Origin of the sequence: Aquiflexum gelatinilyticum, assembly GCF_024741135.1 — a bacterium.
Lineage (GTDB): Bacteria > Bacteroidota > Bacteroidia > Cytophagales > Cyclobacteriaceae > Cognataquiflexum > Cognataquiflexum gelatinilyticum.
The window spans coordinates 347342-360115 of the sequence record NZ_JANSUY010000003.1; the positions used below are offsets into that span (position 1 = coordinate 347342).

The window sequence follows — 12774 nt, forward strand, 5'->3', positions numbered from 1 at the left end:
TTTTTATTTCCTTTGCAGGCAATTCTATAACCCTTTCCTGCCATGTCTGTTCAAGTTGCCCCTTCTGTATTAGCATCTGATTTTGCCAACATCCAAAGAGAAATCGAAATGCTCAATGCCTCAGAGGCAGATTACATTCATGTAGACATCATGGATGGGGTGTTTGTTCCAAATATTTCATTTGGCATACCAGTCACTGAAGCAATCCATAGGCATGCAAAAAAACCTTTGGATGTTCATTTGATGATCGTGGACCCAGACCGGTACCTGGAAGCTTTCCAGAAAGCAGGAGCGCATATCATTTCTGTTCACTTGGAAGCTTGTAATCACTTGCACAGGACTTTGCAGGCCATAAAAGGCCTAGGCTGTAAAGCTGGAGTTGCTATCAACCCTCATACACCTGTTCACCTCTTGGAAGATATCATCCATGATATAGACCTAGTCTGTGTGATGTCCGTCAATCCTGGATTTGGCGCCCAAAAATTTATTGAACATACTTATGAGAAGGTTTCACAGCTGAAGTCTCTAATTTATAAAAGAGGGACATCTACTCTGATAGAAATCGACGGAGGAGTGAATCTAAAAAATGCGCCATTGCTTATTGCCGAGGGAGCGGATATTTTGGTTGCCGGTAATTTTGTTTTTTCAGCAGCAGATCCCATCCAGACCATACACGAACTTAAAGGGCTTTAAATGAGGCCATAAACCGTCTTCCTTTTATAATTCATATATTCCATTTAACATTTTTTAGGGTATTTTTTTTGATGATTTTGTTGTATTCATCAGGCTTAAGCCCTTTATTGAAAGTTGATACAATTTGAATTTATTTACCAAAACCCGTTTACAACATGAAAAAAGTGTTTTTATTGGCTTTCCTATTCATGGGAATTATGAGTGTGAAGTCTGTGGCACAAGAGGCAGCAGAGGAAGTTACAGAGGAAGAAATTTTGAAATTTGCGACGATGGAAGAGTCAGTTGCGAATTTTTTGGCAGAAAAACAGGAAGAGTTGGTGGAGATGATCAAGGGGGATTCCACTTTAGGCGGTGCAGCTAGGTATAATGAAATCAAAGGAGCTTGGGGGGATGATACAAAACTTGCAGAAATAAATATCACAGAAGAGGAAAAGGCTGCTTTCCAAAAGATCCAGGATTTTATGGATTCCTTGGGTGAATCAGTCAAGAATTATAAGATTGATTTCATCAAGGATGCAGAAAAATTAGGAGCAGGAACCTATAATAAAATCATGAAAGCAAAATCTGCAGATCCCAGCCTGAATGAAAAAATCAATTCCCTGATTTCGGAATTGGGAAAAAAGCGGGAAGAAGGTGAGGGAAACGTTTAAATGGTCGAATCAGCAACAAGACCCGGAAGGCTTTCATAATTGAAAGCCTTTTTTGTTTTAGTCAAGGTATTGTTTTTAATTTCGGTTTCGTTAATTATTTGTATGAAAAAACTAATTGCGTTGATTGGGATTTTGTCTTTGGGAATTCAAATTGGAAATGCCCAAGATGAAGATATATTCGGGATAGATTCAAAAGCCAAATCCAAAACTAGGAAAAGCCAGAGTAATATTGGGAATGTTTTTAGGAATGCGATTGGGAATTTCAGTTTTGAGGTTTTTACAGGAGGTGCCTTCCATACCAATAAAATGGTGTTTACGTCTCTTTCTCCCTCGCTATATCCTATTGAGCAATTCCAAAATATTGAAATCCCCCAGCAAATAACTGCTGAAGATACCCTTACTTTTTCAGGCAATAATTTTGCCATCCCGGTCAATGCAGCAGTCAAAATCAATCTTTTCAATACATTGACTCTTGGTGCAGGTTATGGAAGGGAATTCGGCGGGATGTCAAGTCTGCGTTCAGGTGATTTGGAATTTCGTTTTGACAGGACCAACTATACTCTGGATAGGGCATTTGGTTCGATAGGATTGGTGCTTTATGATGCCAACAAACGGGCTAAGTTTTTGAGATGGCGGTATAGGGCTTTTGACTCCAACAACATCATGATGCAATCCGAAATGAACCAAAGGATTAGACAGATTTATCCTTGGAGATTTATGGCTGAAAGTGAATTTGGAAATGTCTACATGAGGAAGAATTTTGATGCTTTGGTCAATACCAATAACCAGTCTTTTTTCAACTTGGCTTTGCGGGTAGAAAAAGAATTTTCAGAGTACACCAAGTTTTTTGTCAAAACAGGAGCAGAATTCCGTAAATACAATTACCAGACAGAAATCCCGGAAGAATTTCAAACCATTGGTCAAAATCTTTTTTTTGCACAGGTAGGATTGTCAATCAGTCTTCCTAGCACCAAGAGGTGTAAAGTTCCCGGTTGTGGGGTAGTAATGAAGCACTTGCACAACGGAGTGGAATACAGGGGCAGCTCTATTTTTCAACTACAAAACCGAAGGGTTGGGCAGTGGTATTGATGCCAAATCAAAACCTGCCCCAAGATCGCTTTCCCTTTTTAAAACCGTATTCTTTTTATTAACTTGCAGGCTTATTGATCACCTTTTAAAATATGGCGCAAGGAGAAAACGAGAATATAATCCCTATTACAATTGAGGATGAAATGAGAGGGGCGTACATCGATTATTCGATGTCAGTTATAGTTTCAAGGGCCCTTCCGGATGTTAGAGACGGACTCAAACCGGTTCATAGAAGAATACTTTTTGGTATGCAGGAATTGGGTGTGATGCATAACAAACCCTACAAGAAATCTGCAAGAATAGTTGGGGAAGTATTGGGTAAATACCACCCGCACGGTGACTCTGCTGTATATGAGACCATGGTCAGAATGGCCCAGCCTTGGTCTTTGAGATATCCATTGGTAGATGGACAGGGAAACTTCGGTTCCGTAGATGGAGATAATCCGGCTGCGATGCGTTATACCGAAGCTAGGCTTAAAAGAATTGCAGAGGAGTTACTGATAGACATCAATAAAGAAACTGTTGACTTCCAACTCAATTTTGATGATTCTTTAAAAGAACCTGTGGTCTTGCCTGCCAAAATCCCTGCATTGTTGCTTAACGGTACATCAGGAATTGCGGTCGGAATGGCCACTAATATGGCTCCCCACAACCTTGGGGAAGTAGTAAGTGGGATCATCGCCTTTATTGACAACAGAGAAATTTCCGTAGCTGAATTGATGGAGTATATCATTGCTCCTGATTTTCCTACAGGAGGAATTATTTACGGGTACAATGGTGTAAAAGCAGCCTTTGAAACAGGGAGAGGAAGAGTAGTCGTAAGAGGCAAGGCAGAGATTGAAACCCGGGACAATGGCAGAGAATCTATCATCATATCGGAGATCCCATATTTGGTCAATAAGGCCAATATGATTGAAAAAACTGCCGCACTTATTAATGAAAAGAAAATAGATGGCATTTCTGCGATCAGGGATGAATCTGACCGTCAGGGAATGCGGATTGTCTATGAGTTAAAAAGAGATGCGATATCAAGTGTTGTACTCAACAACCTATACAAGCAGACCCAGCTTCAGACTTCTTTTTCAGTCAATAACGTGGCCCTTGTAAAAGGCAGGCCACAGACATTGAACCTGAAGGACATGATTTTCCATTATGTCAACCACAGGCATGAGGTAGTCATCAGGAGGACAGAATATGAACTGAGAGAAGCTGAGAAAAGAGCCCATATCTTAGAAGGATACCTGATTGCATTGGATCACCTTGATGAGGTGATTTCCTTGATCAGGAGTTCAAGGGATCCTGAAACAGCCAGAAATGGTTTGATGGAAAGATTCAGCTTGAGTGAAATTCAGGCACGTGCCATTCTTGACATGCGTTTGCAGCGTCTAACCGGCATGGAAAGGGAAAAAATTCAGGATGAATACAATGAGATCATGACCTTAATTATAGACCTGAAGGATATTTTGGGTAGTGAGGAGCGTAGGATGCAGATCATCAAGGACGAACTCAATGAGATCAAAGACCGGTACAATGATGCAAGAAGGACAACTATCGAGCACAATGCCGAAGATTTCAGCTATGAAGACATGATTCCCAATGAGGAGGTAATCATTACTGTTTCCCATCAGGGTTATATCAAAAGGACAGCATTGACTGAATATAGGTCTCAAGGTAGAGGCGGTGTTGGGTCTAGAGGAGCGATCACCAAAGAAGATGACTGGACCGAATATCTTTTCACTGCTTCTACTCACAATTACCTATTGATTTTCACCGACTTAGGGAAATTATTTTGGCTGAAGACTTATGCGATACCTGAAGGCGCAAAAGCAACCAAAGGAAGACCAATCCAAAATCTGATCAATATTACTTCGGAAGACAAAATCAGGTCAATTATACAGGTCGGAGATTTGAATGATATTGATTATATCACCAACAATTACCTAGTGATGGTAACCAAGAAGGGGATTATCAAAAAAACCAACTTGGAACAGTATTCCAGACCAAGGACAAATGGGATTATCGCCTTGAATATCAGGGAGGACGATCAGTTGCTTCGGGTGGATATGACCAATGGAGATTCCCATATCATCATTGCAGCCAAGTCCGGTAGAGCAGTTCATTTCCATGAATCTACTGTAAGACCAATGGGAAGGACAGCCACAGGTGTGAAGGCAATTACGTTAAGTGATGTTAAAGACGAAGTGGTTGGCATGGTATGTGCTTCGAGAGAAGATGCAACACTTCTTGTGGTTTCACAAAAAGGATATGGAAAACGTTCACTGATCGAGGAATATAGAATAACCAACCGTGGTGGAAAAGGGGTGAAAGCCATGAACATCACAGAAAAGACAGGTTATTTAGTAGCGATCAAAGAAGTGGTGGACAGTGATGATTTGATGATCATCAATAAGTCAGGGATTACAATCAGAACTCCGGTGTCAGAATTGAGAGTGATGGGAAGGGCTACACAGGGGGTCAGGTTGATTAAATTAAGCGAAAGTGATGAAATTTCGTCAGTCGAAAAAATCACTAGGGAAGAAGAGGATGAAGTAGAAACTGCACCGGAATTATAATCCAACACTTATTATAGAATCAATAAAGAACCAAATAATTAGCAAAAAAGAAAACAAATGAAAAAGGTAATCTTATCATTGGCAATGGTTGCAGTCGCGACGGTTGCCTTTGCCCAGAAGAAAGTCGTCAGTTCCGCGGAAAAGAACTTCAAAAAAGGAGATCTTGAACTTGCAATTTCGGAAATTGATGCAGCTCTTGAAAACCCTGAAACCAAGGATGACCCAAATACCCCACTCCTTAAAGCCAGGATTTTGACAAAAAAATTCGGTCAGGATTCTTCCAATGTAGCATCAACTGTAGAGATTGGCAGAAGTGCTCTTGATCAATTCAACAAGGCTATGGAAATGTCAGGAAATGATAAAGAGAGTAAAATAGGAAAAGAAGTTTATAAGGAGGAGATACCTGATCTTCCTGAAAACTTCAAGCCATACTCGATCAGAACCCTAAAAAATGCCGCATTTGAAAAGGCGATCAAAACCTATGAAAATGACGACATGGAAATGGCCTATGAGTTTTTCAACCTGATGTCCGACATCGATCCTACTGACACAACCTCTTCCTTCAATGCAGGGTATATTGCCAATGACCTTGGTAAATATGAAGATGCCAAGAAGCAATTCAAAAAACTGATTGAGATCAAAGATTACAATAAGCTGAGTGCTTATTACCTTTTGATTCAAATCTTGAGTGCTGAGGATAAAAATCCGGAAGAAGCATATAAGTATGTAACCAGAGCCAGGGCTGATTATCCTGATGATAAAACGCTGTCTGAATTTGAAGTTCAACTTTTGCTTCAGATGAACAAAATGGATGAGGCAATGGCTTCCGTAAAAGAAGCGTTGGCTGCAGATCCTAATAATGCAGGTTTACTGTTGAGATATGGTTACCTATTGGAGCAATCAGGCGATATGGCAGGTGCTTTGGCTGAGTACAAAAAGTCTGTGGTTGCAGATCCGAATTTCTTTGAAGGAAACTATTATACTGGAGCAATATTCTTGGATCAGGCAAGGGAGATTTTGGCAAAAATCAATGACCTATCTGATGAAGAATGGGAAAAAAATGCACCAACAATGACCAAGCAGGCCGAAGGTCTTTATGCCGAGGCAGTTCCATATTTCGAAAAAGGTTTGTCTTTAAAGCCTGAAAATGTTGAAATCATGGAAATTTTATTCAATGTTCACACAAGATTGAAAAACACTGCAGAAGCTGAGAAATACAACAAAATGCTTGTTGCAAAATTAGGTGCTGACTGGATGGAAAAATAATCCTAAGCATTTTAAATTACTTGAAAGGCCGTCAATTTTGACGGCCTTTTTTTGTTGCATTTTCTGATTTTGTTTACTGCCAATAAATTTTCATTTTTGCCGATTGATATAAAAAATTCCTTGTCAAATGCCGGCAAATATCAGATTCAGGATTTTGGTTTTATTTTTATTTTTTTCCTTTGATCTGGCAAAGGCTTCCAATGAGTCAGATACTGTTGCCAATCATAATCCAAAATTCCAAAAGCACTTAAGCCTTTTGTTCGAAACAGGTCCTATGATTCCAAAAAATACAGATTGGGGGGAATTCATCAACAACGGGTTGAATTATAAGGCGCTGGATTTGAGGCTAGGATTCAGAAATACAAAAAGCAATCTTTACAACAGGATTTACAGGTACCCCACTTATGGATTTGGACTTTACACGGCGACCTTCAAAAACGATTATATCGGCAAACCCAATGCGGTTTATGCATTCGCAGATTTGCCATTTACCAAGACTTTTCTGAATGGTAAATTGAGATACAGTTACTTTGCGGCATTTGGTTTGGCATTTAACTTCAAACCTTATGATCCGGATTCTAATCCCATCAACCTATTCATTGGTTCTTACAGAAATGGATATGTCCATGTAGGATTCTCTATGCGATATGCCATTACCCCATGGATGGACCTTGATGCTGCATTTGGATTGAAGCATTTTTCTAACGGCTCTATTAAAAAACCAAATTCAGGATTGAATTTCATTCCGTTTTCCATAGGATTGAAATCAACCCTCAACCGTGCTTCTTTTGAAAACGCAGACCTTTCAGATATACCTCAATATATCAGTAACAACCATGTGAATCTTTGGACTTCCGTTGGAGCCAAAAACTATGAAATCGGAGGTGACATCTACTTGAAGTGGGGATTCAGTGCCAATTACTTAAGGCAGACAGGATATAAACTTAGATATGGTTTAGGCTTGGATATGTTCTATGCCAATAACGGGATCTTGCCGGGGGATTGGGTGAAAAACGGATTTATGGACAAAACCTCCTTTGCAGTAGTAGCTTCAGGAGAATGGGTACTGAAAAAAAATTTCTCTATTCCATTGGGCATCGGCGTGTATATCCATAGGAATGAATTCAATGATGAACCAAGTTTTTACTACGAAAGGATAGGAATCAGATATAGGTTTTCCAACCAAATGTTTACCGGCATTACCTTAAAAGCACATGGTTTCAAAGCTGATATCTTTGAATGGACAGTAGGATACTCCATTTTTAAAGATAAAAACAAGTATTGATTTAGGTATTTTAACAATTGGTACAACCCATTGATATAAAAAACAGTTTTTTTAGAAAATTGCTTGCAGTACATTTTATCCAAATTTTGAAAAACATGAAGAATCAAAAGTGGTGGCTATTTTGCTTATGTTATCTTTTCGTATTTCCTATTTTTGCACAATCCAATCCTTCATCTAAACTTTACCATAGCCTTTTGAGATTCAAGGAGACCAAGCGGATATTATTTGTCGCAGCGCATCCTGATGACGAGAATACGAGACTGATAGCCTATCTGGCAAATGCTGAACATGCTGAAGTAGCTTACCTTTCATTGACAAGAGGAGATGGGGGACAAAACCTCATCGGCAGTGAACTCGGGATAGAATTGGGTTTGATAAGGACACAGGAACTTTTGAGGGCAAGAGAAACAGATGGTGGCAGGCAGTTTTTTACCAGAGCTTTGGATTTTGGATTCAGCAAAAACCCCGACGAGACTTTCAACAATTGGGACAAAAAGAAACTCCTTTCAGATGTGGTTTGGATAATCCGTAAATACCAACCGGATGTGATTCTCAATAGGTTCAATACCATTCCCGGAACTACACATGGCCACCATACAAGTTCTGCCATGCTTTCTGTGGAGGCATTTGAACTGGCTGCAGACAAGAATGCATTTCCCGAGCAACTCAAATACGTCTCTGTGTGGCAGGCTAAAAGTGTCTTTTGGAATGCTTACAATTGGGGGGGGCAATATGAACCAGAAGAAGGGAAAACTTACCACAGATTTTTGGTAGGTGAATACAACCCATTATTGGGGACTACTTATTCTAAGATTGCCGCAGACAGCCGTACAATGCACAAATCGCAAGGCTTTGGCTCGACTTCACAGATCGGTCAAGGCAACGACTTCATTGAATTGATCAAAGGAGAACCTTTTAAAACACATCCTTTTGAAGCAATTGAAAGCCGATGGAATGATCTGCCAAATGGCGGTGAAATTACCAAATCCATTGAAGCCGTGCTTTCCTCTTTTGACTTTATACAACCTGAAAATAACTTGGAAGGCTTGTTGAAAATCAAATCATTACTTGATATTCAAAAATCAAATGCCCTTTGGCTAACAGAAAAAAAACAACAGCTTGACGGGTTGATCTTGGAGGTGCTTGGAATCAAAGCGGAGTTTAATATCAGGAAAGAAATCGGCTATCCTGGAGAAAAGATCAATGCTGAATTTGTCTTTAATAACCCATCCCAAAGTGTCGTGAAAGTCAAATCCTTTGATGGTACACTTTTCAAGTCCCAAATCGATAAAGAACTGAATGGCAATATTCCGCTGACCATTCCGATTGAAATTCAAATACCCAAGGACTATCCCGTTTCTCAGCCTTTTTGGCTAGAAAAACCATTGGACGGTTCATTGTTTAATATTACCGAGCCGGAGAAAATCGGAAAACCCAACAATAGCCCAAGTATCCTCGGGTCAGTGTCCTTAGAAATAAAAGGGCAGAAAATCAAGATGGAGCTCCCTCTCCAATACAAATACAATGATCAGGTGGACGGAGAAGTTAAGCAGCCTTTCACCTTGGTACCTGAGGTCAATGTACATCTCGACAAGGCAAACCTTTTCCTTGTCAACGGTGCCGAGCAAAAACTCCACGTAGAAGTGAGCTTCCGGGATCAGATTTTGGACGGTGACTTGATGCTGAAAGGCTTGGCCTCAAATCAATACCGTATAGTAAGAGTCGAAAAGGATGAAAGGAGAAAGAGAATACTTTATACACTTGATATCCTTGATTCTGACCAAGAGAAAAAGCAAGTTATGGTTACCTTCAGTAGTAAAGATGGCAGTGAATTCAACCAAGATACCAAACGGATTTCCTATAAACATATCCCTAATCTTACTTATTTCACAAGCACCACTTTGGGTGTAGTAAAGGCAGACATCAAAGTTTCCGGCCAAAAAATCGGATATATTAACGGGGCAGGGGATGATGTGGCTGAAATCCTTAAAAACCTCGGTTATGAGGTGAGCATCCTTGAAGATTCAGATCTTCAGAAAGACAGGCTAAAGGCCTTTTCCACGGTTATTGTTGGGATCAGGGCATTCAATGTCAATCAGGCACTCGCTTCCAATGTAGACCAGTTGATGGAATATGTAAAAGAAGGTGGAAATGTAATCGTCCAATACAATACTGGTTCTCCTTTGCTGACCAAAGACCTTGGACCGCATCCATTTTCTATATCAAGGGAAAGGGTTACTGTGGAAAATTCACCGATTCAAGTGGATTATTCCCATCCAATTTTGGCAGGACCTAATAAAATCACCCCTAAGGATTTTGAAGGTTGGGTTCAGGAAAGAGGGCTCTACTTCACCGCCAATTGGGACCCGAATTACAGTGCACCGATTGCCTTTCAGGATCCGGGAGAGGAATTCTTCCATGGATCTTTGATCCATACCAAATATGGCGAAGGGACATATACCTATTCTGGAATTTCCTGGTTCCGTCAGCTTCCGGCAGGCGTGCCTGGTGCAGTAAAAATATTTGTTAACCTTATTGAGCAGGGGAAATGAAAGATAAAATCAACTGGAACAACTGGTACTTAGGCTTGATGCTGACCTTGGGTGGTTTGGTATTGTTTTTTTACTGGCTTACCCATCATTTCGCATGAGTGCATTAGACTGGATTGTTCTTTTTGGTACCCTCATTACCATTGCAGGATATGGTGTGTACAAAACCTACAAGGTCAATGACATGGATGGTTATATCCGTGGCAGCGGTGACATGAACTGGTGGACAATCGGTCTTTCCATCATGGCGACACAGGCGTCTGCGATTACTTTTCTCAGCACACCCGGACAGGCCTATGAGGACGGGATGCGGTTTATCCAGTTTTACTTCGGATTGCCCTTGGCTATGATTATACTTTCGGTCACATTCCTTCCGATTTATTACAAACTAAAAGTATATACGGCCTATGAGTTTTTGGAAACTAGGTTTGATTTGAAAACCAGGACTTTGGCAGCTTTTCTTTTTTTGGTTCAACGGGGTCTTGCGGCAGGGATAACGATCTATGCACCTGCAATTATCCTTTCGACTTTACTGAATTGGAACCTCACGTTCACCAATATCTTTATCGGGATGATGGTGATTGTTTATACCGTTTCCGGCGGGACCAAGGCTGTATCCATTACCCAAAAGCAACAAATGGCTGTCATGATGGGAGGGATGCTTTTGGCGGGAATCTTAGTTATCTATATGCTTCCGGTGAAGTTTACTGATGCTCTGCATGTCGCGGGTAAAATGGAAAAACTCAATGTGGTCAATTTTGAGTTCAATTGGGCCGACAGATATAATTTTTGGTCGGGGATGACCGCAGCGCTGTTTCTTTTCCTTTCCTACTTTGGGACAGATCAATCTCAGGTGCAGCGCTATCTTTCTGGCAGTTCACTGACGCAAAGCAGGATGGGCCTGATGATGAATGGCCTGCTGAAAGTACCTATGCAGTTTATCATCCTCTTTATCGGGGTAATGGTATTTGTGTTTTACCAGTTTTTCCAGCCTCCTGTTGTCTTCAATAAACAACAGACCGAGCAATTGGAAAACAGTGCCCTTAAGGAAGATTACAGGTTTTTGCAGGATGAGTTCACACAGGTTTTTCAGGAGAAAAATAAGGACATCCAAGACCTTCTGAAAGCTGTGGAGTCGGAAGATGAAGCCGGTATGGCCATGGCGAAAGATGGGATCCAAAAGAAAAGCCAATACCAGGAAACCATCCGAAATGAGGTAAAAGACCTGATTGTCAGAAATGACGCCGCTGCTGTTACCCGGGACACCGATTATATTTTCATGAGGTTTGTAATGGATTATCTTCCCAAAGGCATTATAGGGTTGTTGTTTGCGGTGATCTTCAGTGCGGCGATGTCTTCGTCTGCTTCTGAGTTTAACTCCTTAGGTACTACCACGACCATCGATATGTATAAGCGCTCTATCGTCAAGAATGCTAGTCAATACCATTATATGGTTTCTTCCAAATGGTTTACGGCGATTTGGGGAGGCTTTGCGATCCTGTTTGCGATTTATGCTTCCCTGTTTGAAAATCTGATCCAAGCCGTCAACCTGCTTGGTTCGCTCTTTTACGGGACGATTTTGGGGATTTTCCTCGTAGGTTTTTATATGAAGTGGGTCAAAGGTCACGCAGTTTTTATTGCGGCTTTTCTCGCTGAAGCGATTATTTTATTGATCCATTGGAAAAATGGCAGTACACTTTTGGGGGTTCAGATTGATATTGGATTTCTTTGGTACAATGCAATTGGCTGCATTTTGGTGATGTCATTTGCGGCCGTGTTACAGTTGTTTTTTGGAAGGAAATGAAAGCGATTAAAGTAAAGAAAATTTAAAAAAAAAGGCGCAATATTCACTTGCGCCTTTTTGGTTATAGAAGGTCAGATTACTCAGCAAAAGGGTCAAAATCCCATTCATTGAAAATTGCAATTACTTTGGCCTCCAAGTTTGAGAAATCTTTCATGTCTGTCGCATCAAATGCGCCGGAAGCAAATCCCTGCCACAATTGAGTCCCTGTATTGGCATCTATAAAATTTACCATAACTGTGCCTGCTTTGACAGGTACCATTTTTGAGTTTGTTGTTTTTGGACCAAACCCCAAATAGTTTTGACCATTTGTCAGGGTAAAAGTCCTTAATTCTGTTGGCTTTTCAAGAATATGGAAGTTAACCAACATATCCGGACTGCTTTTATCGTGGCTAAATCCTTTGGCAGCCAATTGTGTATCTATGGCGTCTTTGACATTCTTATTGGCGCTTGTGTTGTTGTAAATCAACATGGTGCTTCCGTCAAAGATTAACTGGTCTTCGGGGATATTCTCTTTTGTGAAAATCCATTCATATGTTTTATACTCACTCAAATCTATATTTTCCCTTTTATCTGTAAAAGCCTTTTGGCCAAAGGCCAAAGTTGACACCAATGGTATAAGTAAAATTGAAGTTAAAATATATTTAAAATTTAAATTTTTCATGATTAAAATTGTTTTATTTCGTTAAACATCTTGATAAATATAACGAAATATATAACAAAGGGTTAAACACTGCTTAATGTGTGAAAAATATTCATCTAATTATTTGCTTAAAATAGAATTTTATGGTAAATGATTATGATATGCCATATATGTTTTCCTCAAATGGAGAATTACACAATAAAATTTTTTGTAATTTTCTAATAA

Annotated in this window: 9 protein-coding genes; 8 read left to right on the plus strand and 1 reads right to left on the minus strand. The window is 40.1% G+C overall.

All coding sequences use genetic code 11. The features are described 5' to 3' along the window. The first annotated feature begins 42 nt into the window (after positions 1-42). The 8 genes from rpe to NU887_RS07630 all read left to right on the plus strand — a co-directional run bounded on the left by rpe (position 43) and on the right by NU887_RS07630 (position 11909). Positions 43-693, plus strand: coding sequence for a ribulose-phosphate 3-epimerase (gene rpe, locus NU887_RS07595; RefSeq protein WP_258422774.1), 651 nt, complete (start codon positions 43-45; stop codon positions 691-693). 155 nt (positions 694-848) lie between these two features. Beyond that, the gene (locus NU887_RS07600; RefSeq protein WP_258422775.1) at positions 849-1343 is read left to right on the plus strand and encodes a hypothetical protein; all 495 of its coding nucleotides are present in this window, start codon (positions 849-851) and stop codon (positions 1341-1343) included. 102 nt (positions 1344-1445) lie between these two features. Next, positions 1446-2432: a hypothetical protein gene (locus NU887_RS07605; RefSeq protein ID WP_258422776.1), complete on the plus strand. Its 987-nt coding sequence runs from the start codon at positions 1446-1448 to the stop codon at positions 2430-2432. A 92-nt stretch (positions 2433-2524) separates the two neighbouring features. After that, positions 2525-5005 (plus strand): DNA gyrase subunit A, encoded by a 2481-nt coding sequence (gene gyrA / locus NU887_RS07610; protein ID WP_258422777.1) that lies wholly within the window; start codon positions 2525-2527, stop codon positions 5003-5005. Between the two features lie 57 nt (positions 5006-5062). After that, positions 5063-6271 (plus strand): tetratricopeptide repeat protein, encoded by a 1209-nt coding sequence (locus NU887_RS07615; RefSeq protein WP_258422778.1) that lies wholly within the window; start codon positions 5063-5065, stop codon positions 6269-6271. 127 nt (positions 6272-6398) lie between these two features. After that, on the plus strand, positions 6399-7556 hold the full coding sequence (locus NU887_RS07620; RefSeq protein WP_258422779.1) for an acyloxyacyl hydrolase: 1158 nt from the start codon (positions 6399-6401) through the stop codon (positions 7554-7556). Positions 7557-7651: 95 nt separating this feature from the next. Next, positions 7652-10108 carry a PIG-L family deacetylase gene (locus NU887_RS07625; protein ID WP_258422780.1) on the plus strand — a complete coding sequence of 819 codons (2457 nt, stop codon included), beginning with the start codon at positions 7652-7654 and terminating at the stop codon, positions 10106-10108. 94 nt (positions 10109-10202) lie between these two features. Beyond that, positions 10203-11909, plus strand: coding sequence for a sodium:solute symporter family protein (locus NU887_RS07630; protein ID WP_258422781.1), 1707 nt, complete (start codon positions 10203-10205; stop codon positions 11907-11909). Positions 11910-11985: 76 nt separating this feature from the next. On the opposite strand, the gene NU887_RS07635 is transcribed toward NU887_RS07630, so the two are convergent. Then, positions 11986-12570, minus strand: coding sequence for a DUF4136 domain-containing protein (locus NU887_RS07635; protein WP_258422782.1), 585 nt, complete (start codon positions 12568-12570; stop codon positions 11986-11988). Positions 12571-12774: the final 204 nt, after the last annotated feature.

Coding starts and splice junctions, on each gene's coding strand:
- rpe (WP_258422774.1), top strand. CDS start 43: ATGTCTGTTCAAGTTGCCCCTTCTGTATTAGCATCTGATTTTGCCAAC.
- NU887_RS07600 (WP_258422775.1), top strand. CDS start 849: ATGAAAAAAGTGTTTTTATTGGCTTTCCTATTCATGGGAATTATGAGT.
- NU887_RS07605 (WP_258422776.1), top strand. CDS start 1,446: ATGAAAAAACTAATTGCGTTGATTGGGATTTTGTCTTTGGGAATTCAA.
- gyrA (WP_258422777.1), top strand. CDS start 2,525: ATGGCGCAAGGAGAAAACGAGAATATAATCCCTATTACAATTGAGGAT.
- NU887_RS07615 (WP_258422778.1), top strand. CDS start 5,063: ATGAAAAAGGTAATCTTATCATTGGCAATGGTTGCAGTCGCGACGGTT.
- NU887_RS07620 (WP_258422779.1), top strand. CDS start 6,399: ATGCCGGCAAATATCAGATTCAGGATTTTGGTTTTATTTTTATTTTTT.
- NU887_RS07625 (WP_258422780.1), top strand. CDS start 7,652: ATGAAGAATCAAAAGTGGTGGCTATTTTGCTTATGTTATCTTTTCGTA.
- NU887_RS07630 (WP_258422781.1), top strand. CDS start 10,203: ATGAGTGCATTAGACTGGATTGTTCTTTTTGGTACCCTCATTACCATT.
- NU887_RS07635 (WP_258422782.1), bottom strand. CDS start 12,570: ATGAAAAATTTAAATTTTAAATATATTTTAACTTCAATTTTACTTATA.